The organism is Agrobacterium sp. ST15.13.013 (assembly GCF_027956525.1).
Taxonomy (GTDB): domain Bacteria; phylum Pseudomonadota; class Alphaproteobacteria; order Rhizobiales; family Rhizobiaceae; genus Agrobacterium; species Agrobacterium salinitolerans.
Genome location: NZ_JAQKGP010000037.1, coordinates 1 through 19,206, shown reverse-complemented (window position 1 = coordinate 19,206; position 19,206 = coordinate 1). Strand labels below are relative to the sequence as shown.

General features: G+C 58.5%; 21 protein-coding genes. 18 read left to right on the top strand and 3 right to left on the bottom strand.

From position 1 onward, the window contains the following. Positions 1-38 precede the first annotated feature (38 nt). Both PL597_RS24220 and PL597_RS24215 read right to left on the bottom strand, forming a co-directional pair. Entirely contained in the window at positions 39-1,064 is a 1,026-nt protein-coding gene (locus tag PL597_RS24220; protein WP_271366425.1) for an SAM-dependent methyltransferase, read from the bottom strand. After that, positions 1,061-1,849: a DUF1295 domain-containing protein gene (locus PL597_RS24215; RefSeq protein WP_271366431.1), complete on the bottom strand. Its 789-nt coding sequence runs from the start codon at positions 1,847-1,849 to the stop codon at positions 1,061-1,063. Before PL597_RS24215 ends, PL597_RS24220 begins: the two co-directional genes overlap by 4 nt. 192 nt (positions 1,850-2,041) lie before the next feature. Between PL597_RS24215 and PL597_RS24210 the strand changes: the two genes are divergently transcribed. The 15 genes from PL597_RS24210 to PL597_RS24140 all read left to right on the top strand — a co-directional run bounded on the left by PL597_RS24210 (position 2,042) and on the right by PL597_RS24140 (position 15,677). Further along, on the top strand, positions 2,042-3,415 hold the full coding sequence (locus PL597_RS24210) for an NAD(P)/FAD-dependent oxidoreductase (protein ID WP_271366424.1): 1,374 nt from the start codon (positions 2,042-2,044) through the stop codon (positions 3,413-3,415). Continuing rightward, positions 3,412-4,230: a DUF1365 domain-containing protein gene (locus tag PL597_RS24205; RefSeq protein WP_077985257.1), complete on the top strand. Its 819-nt coding sequence runs from the start codon at positions 3,412-3,414 to the stop codon at positions 4,228-4,230. The genes PL597_RS24210 and PL597_RS24205 overlap by 4 nt, the downstream gene beginning before the upstream one ends. Beyond that, the gene (locus PL597_RS24200; RefSeq protein ID WP_271366423.1) at positions 4,217-5,449 is read left to right on the top strand and encodes an SAM-dependent methyltransferase; all 1,233 of its coding nucleotides are present in this window, start codon (positions 4,217-4,219) and stop codon (positions 5,447-5,449) included. The genes PL597_RS24205 and PL597_RS24200 overlap by 14 nt, the downstream gene beginning before the upstream one ends. Before the next feature lie 27 nt (positions 5,450-5,476). After that, positions 5,477-5,854, top strand: a complete 378-nt coding sequence (locus PL597_RS24195; protein ID WP_142914094.1) for a DUF2147 domain-containing protein — start codon at positions 5,477-5,479, stop codon at positions 5,852-5,854. Positions 5,855-5,923: 69 nt separating this feature from the next. Further along, positions 5,924-6,352 (top strand): DUF2177 family protein, encoded by a 429-nt coding sequence (locus PL597_RS24190; RefSeq protein ID WP_137411416.1) that lies wholly within the window; start codon positions 5,924-5,926, stop codon positions 6,350-6,352. A 134-nt stretch (positions 6,353-6,486) separates the two neighbouring features. After that, positions 6,487-7,029 (top strand): sigma-70 family RNA polymerase sigma factor, encoded by a 543-nt coding sequence (locus PL597_RS24185; RefSeq protein ID WP_269823795.1) that lies wholly within the window; start codon positions 6,487-6,489, stop codon positions 7,027-7,029. Further along, the gene (locus PL597_RS24180) at positions 7,026-7,736 is read left to right on the top strand and encodes an anti-sigma factor (RefSeq protein ID WP_269823796.1); all 711 of its coding nucleotides are present in this window, start codon (positions 7,026-7,028) and stop codon (positions 7,734-7,736) included. Before PL597_RS24185 ends, PL597_RS24180 begins: the two co-directional genes overlap by 4 nt. A 357-nt stretch (positions 7,737-8,093) precedes the next feature. Further along, on the top strand, positions 8,094-9,248 hold the full coding sequence (locus PL597_RS24175) for an iron-containing alcohol dehydrogenase (protein ID WP_271366421.1): 1,155 nt from the start codon (positions 8,094-8,096) through the stop codon (positions 9,246-9,248). Between the two features lie 156 nt (positions 9,249-9,404). After that, positions 9,405-9,797, top strand: a complete 393-nt coding sequence (locus tag PL597_RS24170; protein ID WP_271366430.1) for a GFA family protein — start codon at positions 9,405-9,407, stop codon at positions 9,795-9,797. Between the two features lie 197 nt (positions 9,798-9,994). After that, positions 9,995-11,023: a LacI family DNA-binding transcriptional regulator gene (locus PL597_RS24165; protein WP_142914097.1), complete on the top strand. Its 1,029-nt coding sequence runs from the start codon at positions 9,995-9,997 to the stop codon at positions 11,021-11,023. A gap of 32 nt (positions 11,024-11,055) precedes the next feature. Further along, positions 11,056-12,009, top strand: a complete 954-nt coding sequence (locus PL597_RS24160; protein WP_137411411.1) for an ABC transporter substrate-binding protein — start codon at positions 11,056-11,058, stop codon at positions 12,007-12,009. Further along, positions 12,006-12,809, top strand: a complete 804-nt coding sequence (locus tag PL597_RS24155; protein ID WP_137411410.1) for an ATP-binding cassette domain-containing protein — start codon at positions 12,006-12,008, stop codon at positions 12,807-12,809. Before PL597_RS24160 ends, PL597_RS24155 begins: the two co-directional genes overlap by 4 nt. Next, the gene (locus PL597_RS24150; RefSeq protein ID WP_271366419.1) at positions 12,806-13,810 is read left to right on the top strand and encodes an ABC transporter permease; all 1,005 of its coding nucleotides are present in this window, start codon (positions 12,806-12,808) and stop codon (positions 13,808-13,810) included. The genes PL597_RS24155 and PL597_RS24150 overlap by 4 nt, the downstream gene beginning before the upstream one ends. Before the next feature lie 4 nt (positions 13,811-13,814). Next, positions 13,815-14,882: a phosphotriesterase family protein gene (locus PL597_RS24145; RefSeq protein WP_077985268.1), complete on the top strand. Its 1,068-nt coding sequence runs from the start codon at positions 13,815-13,817 to the stop codon at positions 14,880-14,882. A 24-nt stretch (positions 14,883-14,906) separates the two neighbouring features. Beyond that, positions 14,907-15,677, top strand: a complete 771-nt coding sequence (locus tag PL597_RS24140; protein WP_077985269.1) for a glutamine amidotransferase — start codon at positions 14,907-14,909, stop codon at positions 15,675-15,677. Positions 15,678-15,686: 9 nt separating this feature from the next. Here the strand turns inward: PL597_RS24140 and PL597_RS24135 are convergent, their stop codons facing one another. Continuing rightward, positions 15,687-16,583, bottom strand: coding sequence for a ribokinase (locus PL597_RS24135; RefSeq protein ID WP_271366418.1), 897 nt, complete (start codon positions 16,581-16,583; stop codon positions 15,687-15,689). A 24-nt stretch (positions 16,584-16,607) separates the two neighbouring features. On the opposite strand from PL597_RS24135, the gene PL597_RS24130 reads away from it, so the two are divergent. The 3 genes from PL597_RS24130 (at position 16,608) to PL597_RS24120 (ending at position 19,116) form a co-directional block, all read left to right on the top strand. After that, complete coding sequence (locus tag PL597_RS24130; protein ID WP_142914102.1) at positions 16,608-17,450, top strand: BtpA/SgcQ family protein; 843 nt, start codon at positions 16,608-16,610, stop codon at positions 17,448-17,450. Between the two features lie 13 nt (positions 17,451-17,463). After that, positions 17,464-18,744 carry a Zn-dependent hydrolase gene (locus PL597_RS24125; protein ID WP_142914103.1) on the top strand — a complete coding sequence of 427 codons (1,281 nt, stop codon included), beginning with the start codon at positions 17,464-17,466 and terminating at the stop codon, positions 18,742-18,744. A gap of 63 nt (positions 18,745-18,807) precedes the next feature. Beyond that, on the top strand, positions 18,808-19,116 hold the full coding sequence (locus PL597_RS24120; protein WP_271366433.1) for a hypothetical protein: 309 nt from the start codon (positions 18,808-18,810) through the stop codon (positions 19,114-19,116). Positions 19,117-19,206: the final 90 nt, after the last annotated feature.

Sequence of the window (19,206 nt, the reverse complement as noted above, 5' to 3'; positions counted from 1 at the left end):
TTTTGAAACGCGCCCATGCCGATTGCGGGGCGCTAACACTACACCGCCTTCAAGAGGTAGTGCCCCACCCCCCACACGTCACCACCATCATGCCCGAAAAGCCCCGCGGTGGCCAAGAAGAACAATCGCCACCGCCTTTCCCAAAGCCGCGCATCGGCGCCATAGGTTTGTTGCAGAATGGGTCGGATGCGATCAATTTTTCTGTCGAAGTTTTCGAGCCAATCGAGAGCTGTCCGACGATAGTGCGACCCTGACCAGCGCCACTCCCGCTCGACGGTGAAAAGCTGGTTGAAACGATGGGGAAGGTCAAAGGCCGGCATGATGCCGCCGGTGAAGAAATGCTGGGCGATCCAGTCGGCAGGATTGTTATGGTCGAAACGATAGGATCGGTCGCGGTGGTTAAACACATGCATGAAAAACCTGCCGTCCGGCTTTAGCCACGCGTGAACACGCTCAAACAACACGCGCCAATTCGACATGTGCTCGAACATTTCCACCGATACGACACGGTCGAAGCGATCGTTCGTCGTGAAATCATTCATATCGGCCGTTATTACAGAGAGGTTTGAAAACCCAGATTCTCGCGCACGACCGATTATATATTCGCGCTGCGACACGGAATTCGAGACTGACGTGATACGCGCATTGGGAAAACGGCCGGCCATATAAAGTGACAACGAACCCCATCCGCAGCCAAGTTCCAGAATATCCATGCCGTCTTCAAGGTCGGCATGGGCCGAGGTCTTGGCCAAAGCAACATTTTCAGCTTCATCCAGCGTCGCCGTGGCATCATCATAATAACAGCAGGAATATTTGCGATGCTCTCCCAGAACGAGCGCGAAAAATGCCGCTGGCACTTCATAATGCTGTTTGTTCGCGTCGTCGGTATGGCTGGCGACGGGAAATTTCACCATATCCGCCGCGAAAACCTCTTCCGCATCGGCTGGGATGGCGGCAAGCCGCCGCTTCGTCCGTCCGCAGAGCATATCTATTCCGGCAAGCGTCACGCTATCGCTAAGCGGCGTGCGCTCGGCGGCGTTGATGGCGAGTGCGAGCATGTTCATGGCCTGTCCTCGTTCTTGCGCGGCCCCGGGAAAAAGGCGTTGACGCGTTGTTGAAGGGCGCGGAATTTTTCCCCGCGCGATTGCAGCATATGGTCTTCAAGCGGCGGAATGCCGGAGACATGGACAAGCAGCCAGTACATCATCGCCGGTGCGGCGAGCGACGCCCATGACAAGGCCGGCCCCTGAATGGCCAGCAGCGGAAAACTGCACCAGAAAAGCCATTCGAAAAAATAATTGGGATGGCGGGAATAACGCCACAGGCCGGTTTCGCAGACACTGTTTTTTGCCGCTGCGGTCTTTCTGAATTTCGAGAGCTGGGCGTCGGAGAGCGCTTCGCCTGCCAGCGCGCCAAGGGCAAGCACCATGGCGATCACGTCAACGATACGCGGAAAACCATGGGTGTTGCTTGCGGCGAGATAGACCGCGAGAACGAGCACAAAAGCAGCGATTGCCTGTATTTGCAGGAAGATGAAGAGCCGCAGGGCGGCAGCGCTCCCCCATTGCTCCATAATCTTTGCATAACGGGGATCTTCCCCGCCTCCTCGCGTGCGCATGCCGATATGGCCGGCAAGCCGCAGGGACCAGACAACGACCAGGAAAAGTGTAGCGCCGCGCCGCCAGCCGTCTCCGCCGGCGAAAACAACAGCGAAAATTCCGCCAAGCCCGACGCTCGCCGCCCACACCGTGTCGATCCAGCCGCTTGAACCGGTTGCTCTCTGCAACGCCCAGGCGCCTGCCATCAGAAGCGACATAAGAATGGCCAGCGCCAGGACAACAGAAAATATCACCACTTTGCTCGCCCTTGTGAACAGTTTGAGGTCGGGTTTCGTGATGGGAAATACGACCGAACCGGCAAAAGAGTTTCAGGCGTCGAACAAAATTTCAGAAAATCAATGCGCCGGTGAAACTGATCGGGCGCCCTCCTCGTACATGTCGCAGACCCAAAGACTGGATTGGCAATGCGATAGCGAGGAAAAATGGTCGACACCGAAGCGAAAAAACAACAAAGCCGGCGCCGCATCGCCGTGGTCGGAACGGGAATTTCCGGTTTGTCGGCGGCCTGGCTTTTGTCGCAACGGCACGACGTAACTGTTTTCGAAGCTGCTGATCGCATCGGCGGCCACACCAATACGGTGACGTTCAGGACGGACCACGGACAAGTCCATGTCGACACCGGATTCATTGTCTACAACGAGCAGACCTATCCCAATCTCACCGCTCTTTTTCGAACACTGGACGTGGCCACGGCGGCTTCGAACATGTCTTTCGCTGTTTCTCTGGATGATGGCGGTTTCGAATATTCCGGCGGAACCGGCCTTGGCCTGCTGGCCCAGAAGTCCAATATCCTGAGGCCACGTTTCTGGGCGATGCTTGCGGACCTTTTGCGCTTTTACCGCAACGCCCCACGCGACCTGCATGTGATGGGCGATCTGTCTCTCGATGAATATCTCTCCCGCAACCGGTATGGTTCAGCGTTTCGCGACGATCATCTTTATCCCATGGCTGCGGCCATCTGGTCCACGCCGGCCATGGAGGTCGGCCGTTATCCGGCGGCGCATTTCATCAAATTCTGCCGCAATCACGGCCTGCTGTTGCTGCGCAATCGGCCGGTCTGGCGCACCGTCGTCGGTGGCTCGCGCGAATATGTGAAACGCATCACGGCGCCTTTTGCGGATCGAATTCGCCTCTCGACACCGGTGAAGCGCATCCACCGCCTGCCGGACGGCGTCGAAATCACCACTGCGGGCGGCGAAGCCGTGCGCTTCGATGAGGTGGTGATCGCAACCCACGCGGATCAGGCGCTCGACATCCTTGCCGACGCAACACGCGCCGAACGGCGCATTCTCGGCGCTTTTACCTATACCCAAAACCGCGCCGTGCTTCACACCGACAGCAGCTTCATGCCGCGCCGCCGCGCTGCCTGGTCAAGCTGGAACTATGTGGCCGACACGTGCATTAAAACGGGCCAGCCGAGCATTACCTACTGGATGAACAGGCTTCAGCCGCTGGGCGAAATCCCGGACGTTTTCGTAACGCTGAACCCGGCGCGGGAACCGGATCAAGGAAAAATCATCGCCGAGGAAATCTATCACCATCCGGTTTTTGACGCTGGCACCGAACAGATGCGTCAGGAGCTATGGGCCTTGCAGGGCCTGCGAAACACCTGGTTCTGCGGCGCTTATTTCGGATCCGGTTTCCACGAGGACGGCCTCCAGGCCGGCCTCGCCGTCGCCGAAGATCTTGGCGGCGTATCCCGCCCATGGAAGGTTGCCGATGACAATGGCCGGATCATTCGCCTGAATTTGGCGACAGTTGCGGCAGGCACGGAAGTTATGGAGGTGATGGCATGACGTCCCCCCTCAACTCCGCGCTTTTTCCCGGCCATGTAACGCATGCGCGTTTCAAGCCGAAAACCCATAAACTCGCCTACCGGATTTATTCGCTGCTCCTCGATCTCGATGAGTTGAATGTGCTCGACCGAAAATTGCGGTTTTTCTCCGTAGACCGGTTCAACCTTTTCTCATTCCACAGCAGAGACCGCGGCAGCCGCAGCGCCATCGGGCTGCGCCAGCAGATCGAAACAGCCATGACGGCGGCAGGCATGCCGGTGGACGGAGGACCGATACGTCTGCTCACCATGCCGCGTGTGCTCGGCTGGGCCTTCAACCCACTCAGTGTCTTCTTCTGTTACGGGCGCGACTTGTCGCTCAAAGCTATCCTCTGGGAAGTGGACAACACGTTTGGCGAGAGACACGCATACCTGATCCCCGTGGAAGCCGGCAAATCGACCGAGATCGTCCAGCGATGCGAAAAGGCCTTTTATGTCTCGCCTTTCATGGACATGGATCTCCGTTATGTTTTCCGCGTCACCCCACCCGGCGACAGGCTGAAAATCGTCATCGAGACTTTCGACGATGACGGCCTGGTCCTGACCGCCCGCCATCTGGCCCGACGTGTCGAGTTGACGGACAGCGCACTTGTGAAAGCTTTCTTCGCCATCCCCCTCCTGACGCTCAAGGTCATTCTGGGCATTCATTGGGAGGCGCTGAAAATTTGGCTGAAGGGTGTGCGTTTCAGAAAACGTCCGCTGCCGCCTGCCAGTCCAGTCTCCTTCCTTCATCCTTCATCGTCGCAAACCGAGGCCAAAATTCATGACCCGGTTTGACAATCTCACGGAATCATCGGTGAAAAATACGCGTCTTGACCGCCGCATCAGCCCTGGCATGTGGCTCATCAGCCGGCTGTTGAGCAATATCGACCGAGGAAGATTACATGTTATTCTTCCCAGCGGCGGTTTCATTGAAAAATCCGGCGCAACAAATGGCAGCGAGGCGACCATTGTCCTGCATAGCTGGCGCGCGCTCCGGCGAATGCTGCTGAACGGCGACATCGGCTTTGCCGAGGGGTTCATCGAAGGCGACTGGACAACACCGGATCTGACGGCGCTTATTCGCTTCGCGGCCCAAAATCGCGAGGCGTTCACAAGGTCGATGCGCGGCAGCCCGCCCATGCGCCTTCTCCACCGCACTGCGCATAGGTTGAATGCCAATACCAGACGGGGCAGCCGCCGTAATATCGAAGCACATTATGATCTCGGCAACGAGTTCTACCGGCAATGGCTCGATCCTTCGATGCTGTATTCATCGGCGATCTTCGATGACACGGCGTCTACGCTCGAGGCCGCCCAACTGAAAAAACTGGAACGTATCGTCGATAAACTGCAATTGAGTGGCGGCGAAAACATATTGGAGATCGGCTGCGGCTGGGGCGCACTCGCCATTCACCTTGCCACCCAGGCCAAAGCCAACGTCACCGGCATCACCCTTTCCCCCTCCCAGTTGAAATGGGCAAAAAATGCAGCGGAAAAAGCCGACAGCACGGACCGCATCGATCTGAGACTGCAGGATTATCGTGACCTGAATGGCCAATTCGACAGGATTGTCTCCGTCGAAATGTTCGAAGCAGTCGGCGAAGCCTATTGGCCAAGCTATTTCGAAACGCTGAAAAGATGCCTGAAACCCGGCGGCCGCGCTGTGCTGCAAATCATTTCGATTGAAGAAAGCCGCTTCGATACATATCGGCGTAAGGCGGATTTCATCCAGAAATACATCTTTCCCGGCGGTTTTTTGCCCTCGAATGACGCGCTCGAAAAGGCGGTCGTCAAGGCCGGCCTGAAGCTCACGGATAAGGAGCTTTTTGGCCAGTCCTATGCGCTCACGCTCGCCGAATGGCGTCAGCGTTTTCATGCGCGGTGGCAGACGATATCCCTGCTCGGTTTCGATGACCGCTTCCGGCGGCTTTGGGATTATTACCTTTGCTATTGCGAGGCAGGTTTTGCCGAGGGGACCATAAACGTCGGATTCTACACCATCGAACACGGATAAGGCGGGACCAAACTACGGAGTGAGACAATGATGATCAATGGATTGACAGCTGCTTCCGTCCTGTGGCCACTGCTGGTTGCATCCAGCGCCATGGCGGCCGATATCGACGGCAACTGGGCGCGCGGAGACGGCAAGGCGAAAGTAATGATCGCGCCCTGCGGCGAAAATATCTGCGCCACAAATACCTGGATCAAGCCGGGAACCCCGAAAGAAAAAACCGGGGACCAGTTGATCATGGACATAAAGCAGACAGAGGCGGGCAGCTATTCCGGCACCGCTTTCGACCCCCAGCGTGACAAGTCCTACAGTATAACAGTGACAGTGAACGGCAACGGCATGACCACGAAAGGCTGTATCGTCGCCGGTCTGCTGTGCAAGGGCATAAACTGGACAAGGATCGACTAGCCACATCTCCACATTGCTTTGCCCTCGCATCTTCGCTTCCGCATCAATGTCCTGCAAAGGAAAACACCGATGAAGACCTATTTCGCGGCATACCTTGTTACCCTCGTCGCCTTTCTGGTGATCGATTTCATCTGGTTGAGTACGATGGCGTCGCGCCTTTACCGCCCGGCTATCGGCGATCTTCTGGCGGACAATTTCAGGCTTGCTCCAGCGGTCGTCTTTTACCTCATCTATGCCGCCGGCCTGACCTTTCTTGCGGTTCGCCCGGCCTTTCAGACGGGGGAATGGACGACCGCGCTGCTTTATGGCGCGGTGGTCGGCTTCATGGCCTACGCCACTTACGACCTGACCAATCAGGCGACGTTGAAAAGCTGGTCCACGACCTTGACCGTCGCCGATCTTTTATGGGGAACCTTCGTCTCCGCAGCGGCGGCCACAATCGGCTATCTCATAACGGCGCGGCTCGTCGGCCCACTGGAAAATCCGGCGGGCCTGTGATGACGACATCCTCTCTTACCGGCAGCTTCGTTCCGATACCCCTGCAGCGTATCCGTTGCCGGGTTCCCGGCATACATCTCTTGTCTTCCTGCGAAAGACGGCTCTATAAGGGAGACGCAGCAAGGAAGGTTCGAATGCAGGCCACAGAGATCGCAAGCCTTATCAACCGCGTCGGCATGGGTGATCGTTCAGCATTCGTCTCGCTTTACCAGGCGACCAGTCCGAAGCTCTTCGCAATCTGCCTGAAAATCCTGCGGGACAGGACGGAAGCCGAAGAGGCTCTGCAGGAAATCTATATCAAGGTCTGGCAGCGGGCCCGAACATTCGCCGCCAGTGCCGGAAAACCCACCACATGGCTTGCCGCCATTGCCCGCAACCATGCCATCGACACGATCCGGGCGCGCAAGCCCATAACCGATGACATCGAGGAAGCCTACGATCTTGCCGACGAGAGCGTCCGCGATCCTGAGCAGCAGATCGTTCTCGCCGATGAAGGCCGCAGGATCGAAGACTGCATGCGCGAACTTGAGACCGTACACGCGCAGGCGGTTCGCCGGGCCTATGTCGAGGGCTTGAGTTATCTCGAACTCGCCGAGGAATTGCGCGTGCCGCTCAACACGGTCAGAACCTGGCTACGACGCAGTCTCCTCAAACTCAGAGAGTGCATGCAGCGATGACGACGGGCGAACAGAGCGGCGGCAAGCATTCGCGCGACGATATCCTCGCCGGTGAATATGTTCTGGGCGTCCTGCCGCTTGAAAAGCGTCGGGAACTGGAACGACGCATGCAGGACGACGCGGCCTTCGCACAGCTGGTACAGCGTTGGGAAGCGGAATTTTCCGACTTCAATGCCGATTACGAGGAGCACGTACCGAGCGCCACTGTTCTTGAGCGTATCGAACAACGACTGTTCGGAAGCAAGGCCGTCAATACCAATGGCAGCCTGTGGAATTCCGCATCCTTGTGGCGCTGGATTTCGGTTGCCACCAGCGCAACCGCCGTTGCCGCCGTCGTTTACGCCGCCTTCCCCGAAAAGCGGCAGGGCACCGCACCGCTGGTGGCCGAACTTGCAACGACGGACAGCCAGGTCAATCTCCTTGCCTCCTACGACGCGGAATCCGGACGGATGCGGATTGTGCCTGTTGCAACCGGCAAGACCGACGAAAAATCACTGGAATTGTGGCTGGTGATGGACGGCGGCAAGACCCGCTCGCTCGGCGTTTTCCAGCCCGGAACGAATGGCGACCTCATCATCCCCGCCGACATGCGCAACAGCATCACCGAAGGCACAACCTTCGCCATCAGCGTCGAACCTTTCGGCGGCTCGCCGACTGGTCAGGCAACCGGCCCTGTTATCGCTGTCGGCACTGCGCGATGGGGATGAAGGTTTAGCGCTTCCCGATTTCGAGGCGAGTCCCGATGAACGCGTCACGATAGGAGATGGGTTGTAACGGTCAGTCTCCGAAACCGACGATGCCCTTGATTTCGGTGAACGACATGCTGGATGCACAACGGGTGTATTTGGGCAAAAAATGCTGTGTTGCGGCCGGGTTTCCGCAGCTTTCCGCGCCAGAAACCGGCAATTGTGGACGAGGACGGGATTGCGGCCGCATCAGCCGACACCACCAACTCCGATGCACCCTATCCGACGAGCATTGTCCGGCGAAATGGTCTTGTCCTTATGCGCCAGCCGCATCACTATCGGCATCTCGTCAAATGGCATGAGTGAGAGACCGATAAGATGTCCACATTCACATTCGCAACCGTCCCGCAGATAATCGCAGGCCCCGGTAGTATCTCAAGACTTTCGGAGCTGAAGACCGGGCTTGGGTCGCGTATTCTGGTAATTTCCGACGATGGCGTCGTCAGGGCTGGGCTTGTTCAGCCCGCCCTTGCAAGTCTTTCGGAGGGCGGGGCCGAAACGTCGATCTTCACCGGCGTTGTCGCTGATCCTCCGGAAGCCGTCATCCACGACGCTGTGGCGCGTGCAATCGAATTCGGGGCCACCGGCATACTGGGCATCGGCGGCGGCTCATCGCTCGATGTCGCGAAACTCGTGGCGCTGTTGGCAAGGAGCGGTGAAGCGCTCTGCGATATTTACGGGGTCGGCAAGGTGACCGGTGAACGCCTGCCATTGGTGCTGGCGCCGACGACGGCAGGCACCGGATCGGAAGTCACACCGATTTCCATCGTTACCACGGATGCACACCAGAAAAAGGGCGTCGTGTCGCCAACCCTGCTGCCGGATGCGGCCATCCTGGACGCAAGTCTGACAGTCGGCCTTCCTCCGGCGGTAACGGCGGCGACGGGAATTGATGCGATGGTCCACGCCATCGAGGCTTTCACCTCCGCAAGCGCGAACAACAATCCTGTTTCCCGCACACTTGCCAAAGAGGCGCTCCGGCTACTTGGAGCAAATATCGAGGCTGCCGTAAAGAACGGGACCGACATGGTTGCCAGACAGGCCATGCTGCTTGGTGCGATGTTGGCCGGTCAGGCCTTTGCCAACTCGCCGGTGGCGGCCGTTCATGCTCTCGCCTACCCGATTGGCGGCCTCTATCATGTTCCGCACGGGCTCTCCAACAGCCTGGTCCTGCCGCATGTGTTGCATTTCAACGCAACGATGTGCGGCGATGCCTATGCGGAACTGGCGCCATGTCTTTTTCCTCAGCTGGAGCCTGCCGACAGGTCAGGACGACTTGCCGGCTTCCTGGAAGGGCTGGCCTTGCTTCCCGTGCGCCTGAACCTGCCGGTGCGACTGAGAGATGTTGGAATACCAAAAGACGGGCTTGCCTTGCTGGCGGAAAATGCGATGGAACAGACACGCCTGCTGGTTAACAATCCACGCACGGTGTCGCTGTCCGATGCCGCCAGAATCTACGAAGATGCTTGGTAGGCAAGGGTCAGTGCCTCCTTATCCCTACTTCGACATGTCGGCGCAAAAGTTCTGATATTCTTCCCGACTGTTACCTTTATCAAAGTCGACTGCTCCGATACGGTTGTGGCGGGGATATTCGGAGCCGAAGAGTCCGGGTTCAGAACTGGGAACAACATTGTGCGCTTGGCCCATTGCTCATGTCGTCAGCTAACTGTCGTGACAAATGGAGAACCCCGCAAGGTATCCGTTTGTCACTGTCGTGCGTGCCAGCATCGCACCGGCTCAGCGTTCGGCGTCGCAGTGTTTTATGAAGCCGATCAAGTCACTGCGTCGGGAGAGTACAAAACCTACATGCGGCCCGGAGATAGCGGAAAGAACCTGGAGTTCTGCTTCTGCCCCGCCTGCGGATCCACGGTTTATTGGTTACCGGAATTTCGGCCCAGGCTCGTCGCCATCGCCTTGGGCTGTTTTGAAGATTCAAGCGCCATGGAACCAACGCAGAGCGTTTATGAGGAGACCCGCCATGCCTGGGTGTCTCTATCTATTCGAGATTCTGGAGAAAAATGAAGCTGCAAGGCTCCGCCATGGGTTTTCAGGTCCCCTGATACGGCTCCGGTGAAACAGACAAATTTTAAAGAGGCTATAAAACCGTGTTGACTCGGCCTAGCTTTTAGACTTTTTTGTAAAGCGGTTTAGTAAATCGCTTTACAAGCCAAACAGAGGTCGAAAAGACCCGGTAGAGTGGAACAGAAAGCGGGAGTGTGATGGCGCGAAACCCTGCGACCAGCCTCAAAGATGTCGCCTTGGCGGCAGGCGTTTCAGTTGCGACCGTATCGCGGCTTCTGAACGGCACGCTGGAGCTGCCGCCAGAAACGAAAGCGCGCATCGAGGCCGCGATCCGTGAACTCAATTACGTGCCCAATCCCCATGCCAGACGTTTGAGCCGAGGGCGCTCGGACACGATCGGCCTTGTCGTTCCTGATATTGGAAACCCGTTTTTCGGCATGCTCGTTGCGGCCGTGGAAGAAGAAGCCGACAGGCGAGGACTTGCCCTTTCGCTTTTCGCCACGCTGAACCGTACGGGTCGGGAATTGTCCTATCTTCGTCTGCTTGCCCGCAATCATGTCGATGGGCTCGTTTTCATCACGAACCACCCCAATACCGATGAACTGGCGGAGCTGATCAATACCACCGGAAAGGTCGTGGTGGTCGATGAAGACGTGCCCGGCGCCACCGTGCCGAAACTCTTCTGCGACAATGAGCAGGGCGGTCGTCTGGCTGGCGCGCATCTGGCTATGCATGGGCATAAACATGTCCTTTATGTCGGAGGACCAGAGGACATGATCAGTACGGAGCGTCGTTTTCGCGGTCTAAAATCTGCTCTCACCGAGCGGGTGGCGGAGGCAGAGCTTTCGATTTCCAGATATTGCGGCGCATATACAGTGGAATTTGGCCGGGCTGCCGCGCGCCGCTTTCTGGATGAGGGGCGCCCGGCAACGGCTGTTTTCGCCAGTTCGGACGAAATCGCCATCGGCTTCATCGAAGTTCTGCGATCCGAAGGTGTGCGTATCCCGCAAGATGTGTCGATGATCGGTTTCGATGATGTCGGACCGCTGCATCTGTTTGCCCCGCCGCTCACCGCCATTCGCCAGCCTGTCAGCGCCATTGGCCAACGCGCCCTGTCGCTTTTGCTCGAAACCAATTGGGACCAGGAACCTCCTTTGCTGTCAGAGGAGCTATTGCCCGTCGAAATCGTCGTGCGTGAATCCGTTGCGCCGCCCGCGATCAAATAAAAAGCAACGAAACCAACAGAGGAAGAACGATAATGCTGAATTTTAAACGTCGATATTTTTCCGCAGCGCTCGCTGCGACCGTTCTTGCCGGCGCGACCCTGTCTGCCGGTCTTGCCACCGCCGCCGAAAAAACAATCGCCTTGGTGCAGATCAACCAGCAGGCGCTGTTTTTCAACCAGATGAATGAAGGCGCGGAAAAGGCCGCCAAGGAAGCCGGCGTCAAGCTGGTGATCTTCAACGCCAACAATGATCCCGCCGCCCAGAACAGCGCGATCGAGACCTATATCCAGCAGAAGGTGGACGGCATTGCCGTGGTCGCCATCGATGTTAACGGTATCATGCCGGCCGTAAAGCAGGCTGCTGCCGCCAATATTCCCGTCGTCGCGATTGACGCCATTTTGCCGGAAGGGCCGCAAAAAGCGCAGATCGGCGTCGACAATGGCAAGGCGGGCGCCGACATGGGGCAATTTTTCCTCGACTACGTGAAGTCGGACATGGGCGACAAGGCAAAGATCGGCGTCGTCGGCGCGCTGAACTCCTTCATCCAGAACATCCGCCAGAAGGGCTTTGAAGACACGATCAAGGATAAGTCCGGCATCACGACGGCTGGCGTCGTCGATGGCCAGAACGTTCAGGACACCGCTCTGTCGGCAGCGGAAAACCTCATCACCGGCAATCCTGATATGACCGCAATTTATGCCACGGGTGAACCGGCTCTTCTTGGAGCGGTCGCCGCCGTTGAAAGCCAGAGCAAGCAGAAAGACATCAAGGTGTTTGGCTGGGACCTGACCAAACAGGCGATTGCCGGCATCGATGCGGGTTATGTCGCAGGCGTCATCCAGCAGGATCCTTCCGCCATGGGTGCAGCGGCGGTCAAGGCGCTCAAGACCGTCTCCGACGGCGGCACCGTTGAAAAGACCATCGCCGTGCCGGTTACCATCGTCACCAAGGCCAACGTCGAACCCTACCGCGCGGTCTTCAAATGATTGCGGCCGGACAGCACACAGGCGCTGTCGACGGCGCCGGGGGAGATCTTCTCTCCCGGCAGCCCGACCGTGAAGCGCGTATCTCCCTGCGCAATATCCGCAAGACATTCGGCTCGCATCAGGCGCTTCGCGGCGTCGATCTCGATATCTTCCCCGGCGAGTGCCTCGGTCTCGTCGGCGACAATGCGGCCGGTAAATCCACCCTCACCAAGGTGATTTCCGGCACCTACATACCCGATGAAGGCACGATCACGATGGAAGGCGAAGCCATTCGCTTTTCGGGGCCCGCCGATGCTCGTAACCGCAACATTGAAATGGTCTTTCAGGATCTGAGCCTCTGCGACCATATCGACGTCGTCGGCAATCTCTTCCTCGGACGCGAGATTACCAGGGGGCCGTTTCTCGACCGGCCAACCATGCTTTCGGAAGCCCGCAAGATGCTGGATGCGCTGGAAATCCGCATTCCGCGTCTCACCGCGAAGGTGGAAAAACTGTCCGGTGGCCAGCGGCAGGCAATCGCCATCGCGCGGGCGGCCTCTTTCAATCCCAAGGTCCTGATCATGGACGAGCCGACATCCGCGCTCGCCGTTGCGGAGGTGGAAGCGGTGCTTTCGCTCATCAATCGCGTCAAGGCGAAGGGCGTGTCGGTCATTCTCATCACCCACCGCCTTCAGGATCTCTTTCGGGTCTGTGACCGCATCGCCGTCATGTATGAGGGCACCAAGGTGGCGGAGCGCCAGATCAACGACACCAGCCTTGAGGATCTCGTAAGGCTGATCGTGGGAGGGCAACGTCATTGACCGTCTATACTGAACGCGCCAAAGGCTCACCGCTTTCGGACTTTTTTGCCGAAAATGCGCAGGTGCTTTCCATCGCGGCCTTTTTTGCCCTCTGCCTGGTGTTCTTTTCCGCGACGACGGATACGTTTCTGACGGCCGGCAATCTTCTGAACGTCGTCCGTCAGGCCGCACCTATCCTGATCGTCTCCGTCGCGATGACATTCGTCATCATCACCGGCGGTATCGATCTGTCCGTCGGCTCCATGGTTGCCCTGATCAATGCCGTCGGGGCGATCCTGCTTGCAGCCGGCTACCCCTGGCCGCTGGTTGTCGTCGCCATGCTCGTGCAAGGCGGCGGCCTTGGCCTCGTACAGGGCTGGTTCATTGCCTATCAGGGCATTCCAGCCTTCATCGTCACGCTTGCCGGCCTCTCCATCCTGCGCGGCGTTGCCCTCTATATCACGCAGGGTTATTCCGTGCCGATACCGGAAGCACCCGGTTTCTTTTACCTCGGGCGGGGTGATTTCCTCGGCATGCCCGTGCCCGCCCTGATCGGCGTCGTCGTCACCGTGATTGCCTATATCGTTCTTTCGAGCACCCGATATGGTCGTCGCGTCGTGGCCGTCGGCTCCAATCCCGAAGCGGCGCGCCGTGTGGGAATGCCCGCCAAATGGATTCTCGCCTCCGTCTATCTGGCTGCGGGCGTGGCCTCGGCCATTGCCGGCCTGATGATTGCGGCGCGGCTGGGGTCTGGATCCTCGAATGCGGCAGTCGGGTTCGAGCTTCAGGTGGTGGCGGCCGTGGTTCTGGGCGGCACATCGCTGATGGGCGGCCGAGGCACCATTCTCGGCACGGTGCTGGGCACCATGACCATCGCCGTGATCGGCAACGGTCTGATCCTCATGCACATCTCTCCCTTCTTCACCCAGATCGTGACGGGCGCCATCATCCTTGCCGCAATCTGGCTCAATACGCGCATCTTCACCGCGAACTTCCGCCTGGGCGCGAAGAGAAAGGGCTGATGCGATGACCGCGGAACTGTCTGAAGGACATATCCGGTCGGGAAAGGTCATGACCGTGCGCGGCGCAATCGCTGCGGATCAACTCGGCGTCACGCTGATGCACGAGCACATCCTCAACGATTGCCGTTGCTGGTGGCACGCCCCCAAGACACCGGAGCGGCAATATCTTGCCGAGGGATTCGTCTGCATGGAAATCCTCGGTGAGCTGCGTCAGGATCCCTTCGTCAACAAGCACAATATTACGCTTGACGACGAACCGCTGGCGATTGCGGAACTGAAGGATTTCGCCACGGCCGGTGGACAGACGGTTGTTGAGCCGACCTGTCAGGGTATCGGCAGAAATCCCTTGGCGCTGCGCAGGATTTCAGAGGCAACCCGGCTCAATATCGTCATGGGGGCGGGTTATTACCTTGCGTCCTCTCACCCCGAAAAGGTGGCCGGGCTGACGGTCGAAGCCATAGCCGACGAGATCGTGCACGAGGCGCTCCACGGTGTCGATGGGACCGATGTCCGCATCGGCCTGATCGGCGAAATCGGTGTTTCCGCGGATTTCACGGCAGCGGAGGAAAAATCCCTGCGGGGAGCGGCGCAGGCGCATGTTCGCACCGGCCTGCCCCTGATGGTTCATCTGCCGGGATGGCTGCGGCTGGGGCATAAGGTTCTCGACATCGTCGCGGAGCAAGGTGCGGATCTGAACCACACCGTTCTTTGCCATATGAACCCGTCCCACGCGGATATTACCTACCAGAGCGAACTCGCAGGCCGCGGCGCCTTTATCGAATATGACATGATCGGCATGGATTTTTTCTATGCCGACCAGCAGGTGCAGTGCCCCAGCGACGAGGATGCCGCCCGTTCGATTGTCACGCTGGCGGAGGGCGGTTACCTCGACCGCATTCTGCTTTCCCACGACGTCTTCCTGAAAATGATGCTGACGCGATATGGCGGCAATGGCTACGCCTATATTCTCAAGCACTTCCTGCCGCGCCTGAAGCGGCACGGGCTCGACGACGCCACCCTTCAAACCCTCATGCGGGATAATCCGCGCTCGGTCTTCCAGGCAAAGACCTGACGAAACTATGGAAATGGAAAGATCATGACAAAAAAAGTGCTCCTCGTCGGTGAAAGCTGGGTCAGCTCCGCCACCCACTACAAGGGCTTCGATCAATTTGGCAGCGTGACGTTTCACCTCGGTGCCGAGCCGCTGGTGAAAGCGCTAGACGGCAGCGAATATGAGCTGACTTACATGACAGCCCATGATGCGGTGGAAAAGTTCCCCTTCGAGATGGCCGGGCTAGACGCGTATGACGTCATCATTCTCTCGGATATCGGTGCGAATTCGCTCCTGCTGCCACCCGCCGTCTGGCTGCAATCCAAGACCGTGCCGAACCGGTTGAAGCTCATCAAGGCATGGGTGGAAAAGGGCGGCGGCCTGCTGATGGTCGGCGGCTATTTTTCCTTCCAGGGCATCGACGGCAAGGCGCGCTGGCGTCGCACGCCGGTGGAAGACACCCTTCCCGTTACCTGCCTTCCGTGGGACGACCGTGTGGAAATTCCGGAGGGCTCGACAGCCGATATTCTTAAACCCGACCATCCGACCGTCGCAGGCCTTTCCGGCGAATGGCCGCTTCTGCTGGGGGTGAACGAGGTCGAGGTGCGTGACCGCGCCGATGTCGAGGTGGTTGCCCGTCTGCCGGAAGATCAGGGTTCCCATCCTTTGCTCGTCACCGGACGTTTCGGCCAGGGCCGCACGGCCGCATGGACCTCGGACATCGGCCCCCACTGGCTCTCTCCCGCCTTCTGCGAGTGGGACGGCTATGGGCGCCTGTGGAAGAACATTCTCGGCTGGCTGACGGAAAAGCCGTGATCGGCAGGCTCAGGCCCGCAGGATGGTTGTCAGTTCTTCATGGCTGGGAAAGGCGTCCTGCGTGCCACGGCGGCCGACCGTGATGGCTGCGGCCCTCGCGGCATCCTCAAGGGCACGCGTATCCACGGCGACGCCGCGACGCGTGGCGGAGGCGAGCGCAACACCCGCGAAGCAATCGCCGGCACCCGTGGTGTCGACAATCGTGGCGGGCGCGGCCAGCACCTCGATTGCACCATTGGCAGACACGAGCACGCAGCCCTGTCCGCCGAGTGTGACGACAACGAGGCCGACGCCGGCCCGCAGCAGAAAAGCGCCGGCCGCAGCGCCACTCTCGCCTGATAGCACCTCTGCCTCGATGCGATTGAGGACGGCGATATCGATGAGCGGCAGGACGCTTGCGAACCAGGGTTGCAGGGGCGAAGGATTGAAGGCAGTCGTCAGCCCCTTTGATCTCGCCGCATGGAGAATGGCGAGGGTTGTTTCTTCCGATAGATTGCCCTGCAGGACAACGAGGTCACCCGATACGGCATCACCGAGTGCCTCCAGAGCCGCGTCTTTATCAAGCGCTGCGGCTGCCGACCGGGTGGTGATGATCGAGTTTTCGCCGTCCGGGGTCGTCAGAATGATGGAAATATCGCTACTGGTGCTGTCGACGGGAATGAGTTTTGGTGTCAGGCGTTCGCGGGCAAGCGCTTCTCTGATCGCAACGGCGCGGTCATCCCTGCCGACGGCGGCGACCAGCGTGGTTTCGACGCCGCACCGCGAAAGAACGATGGCCTGGTTGCAGCCTTTGCCACCCAGACTGCGCGAGGCCTGCTCGCCGAAGATTGAAGCGCCTGCCTCGGGCAGCGCGGCAATGGAATAGGTTTCATCAAGTGCGATATTGCCGATAACAAAGGCGCGCATGGAGAACTTTCGAAAGGGACTGAAATGCAGACCATATCCGACAATGCGGCCAATGCTATCAAGGAAATTTTCGGTCGAAGCAAGGCGCTGATCGGCATGATCCATTGCCCGGCCTTTCCCGGAGCGCCGCGTTATCGCAACGCGAGCATGGATGCCATCTACGATGCGTGCATGCGCGATGCCGAACGGCTTGTCGAAGGTGGCATGCACGGTCTGATGATCGAAAACCATGGCGACGTGCCGTTTTCCAAGCCCGACGATATCGGGCCGGAAACCTCGGCTTTCATGAGCGTTGTGACAGACCGTATCGTTCGCGCCGCCGGCGTTCCCGTTGGCGTCAACGTGCTGGCCAATGCCCCCATTCCTGCCTTCGCCATCGCCATGGCGGGCGGGGCAAAGTTCATCCGTGTCAATCAATGGGCCAATGCCTATGTGGCCAATGAGGGTTTCATGGAGGGGCGTGCAGCCGAGGCGATGCGCTACCGTTCGTTGCTGCGGGCAGAGCACATAAAGGTTTTTGCCGACAGCCATGTCAAGCATGGCGCCCACGCCATCACGGCGGATCGTAGCATTGATGAACTGACTCGCGACCTTGCCTTCTTCGACGCCGACGGGGTCATCGCCACGGGCCAGCGCACCGGCAACAGCGCGACCCTGGAAGAAATCGAGGAAATCGGTGCGGCAACACATTTGCCGCTGCTGGTTGGGTCGGGTGTCAATGAAGGCAATATCGTCGACATCCTCAAACGCACCAGCGGCGTGATCGTGGCCTCATCGCTGAAGGAAGGCGGTGTCTGGTGGAACCCGGTCGAACTGTCCCGGGTACGTTCTTTCGTTGCAGCGGCTCATAGCGGCCTCGATGGCTGAGAAGGAGACAGCAATGGCAAAACTTTCGATCAACGGCGAGAGACTGCTGGCAAATCTTGATCGATTTGCGGCGATCGGCGCGACTGAAAAGGGCGGCGTCAACCGGCAGGCATTGACCGGACTGGATCGAGAGGCGAGACGACTGCTGGCGAAACTCGCCATTGATCGGGGGTTTTCCGTGTTTCAGGATCCCCTTGCCAATCTTTTCATTCGCAGGAGTGGCCGCGACGAGAGCCTTGCACCGCTTCTGATCGGCAGCCATCTGGATAGCCAGCCGTCAGGCGGCCGGTTTGATGGAGCGCTGGGAACGCTTTCGGCATTCGAGGTTCTCGAAACGCTCGAAGATTTCGGAATCGATACGGAGCGCCCCATTGAGGTGGTCGCCTTCACCAATGAGGAAGGCTGCCGCTTCGCTCCCGGCTGCATGGGTTCCATGGCTTTTGCTTCCGGTAATATCCCCGACAACTGGCTTCATCTTGTGGCAACGGATGACGGCGCCGGTTTTGCAGGTGAGCTTGACGCCACCCTGAAAAGCCTGCCGGAAGCGACCATGCGCGATCTTGGTTTTCCGGTCTTTGCTTTTGTCGAGGTGCATATAGAGCAGGGTCCATCCCTTGAAAAACAGGGCATTCCCATCGGGATTGTGACGGGCATACAGGGCACACGCTGGCTGAAGGTGTCAATCACCGGCCAGACCGCCCATGCAGGCACAACAGCCTTGGCATACAGACGCGATCCCTTTCATGCTGCGGTCAATGCACTGGGATCGCTTTTCCCCGCCATGATGCCGCAGGATCCTGCGGCCCGGTTCACCGTCGGCCGAATGGCGTTGCAACCTGGCGCCGTCAATGCCATTCCACAATCCGTGACTTTTACCGTCGATATCAGGCATCCATCATCAGAAACGCTCGCCAAGATGGAGAGCAAAATCCGCGCGATCGTGCACGAAGCTGCGACGGGCCAAAAGTGCGACGCGAAGATTGAACAGATATTCGACATGTCACCCGCGAATTTCCAGGATAGCATCGTCTCGGCATTGGACCGCGCTGCGCGGGAGCGTGGTTTTCCGACCGAACGCATGTTGTCGGGCGCATTTCACGATGCACTTTTTATGAATAGGGTCGCCCCATCAGCCATGATTTTTGTTCCGTGCCGCGATGGTCTCAGTCATAACGAGGCAGAACATGTTGAACCTGAACATAGCATGGCGGGATGCGACATGCTTTTAGCTTCGGTTCTTCAAATCCTGCCATTGGTCACCTTCGAAGACCCTGGGCAGGATACGTGCACATGACCCGATCAGTTTGCTGCGTCAAACGCCAAGGACAACGACCAGGCCGAGGAAATCAAGACAGATGTGCTGCCCGAACCGCGTTGCCGTCTGATCCGGCTCGCCGAGGTCAAGGCGCAGATTGGCTACAAGCGCCGTCCCGGTATCTATGGCGGCAGGCCGAAGGCGGCAACGAACTTCGAATCTATTCAGACGGTCCATCGCTTCGATGACAACCACGACCGTCCACTCCATTTATCAACAAATACCCAAATAAAAAGCCGGCTGCAGAGCCGGCTCAGACCGCTGACAAACCCGTCGATATTTTCGGCGGGTTTTTTCTTTTTCGGGATGATGACGTTTTATTGTCGTCTTTTGCGGGTGAACGGGAGATAAGATGAGCCTCGTTTCCTCATCCCCAGGCGGGTTTGGGTGCTTTCGTGAGCGCCATCGCTATTTTCTTGATGTTCTGGGCGCTCGCGGCGA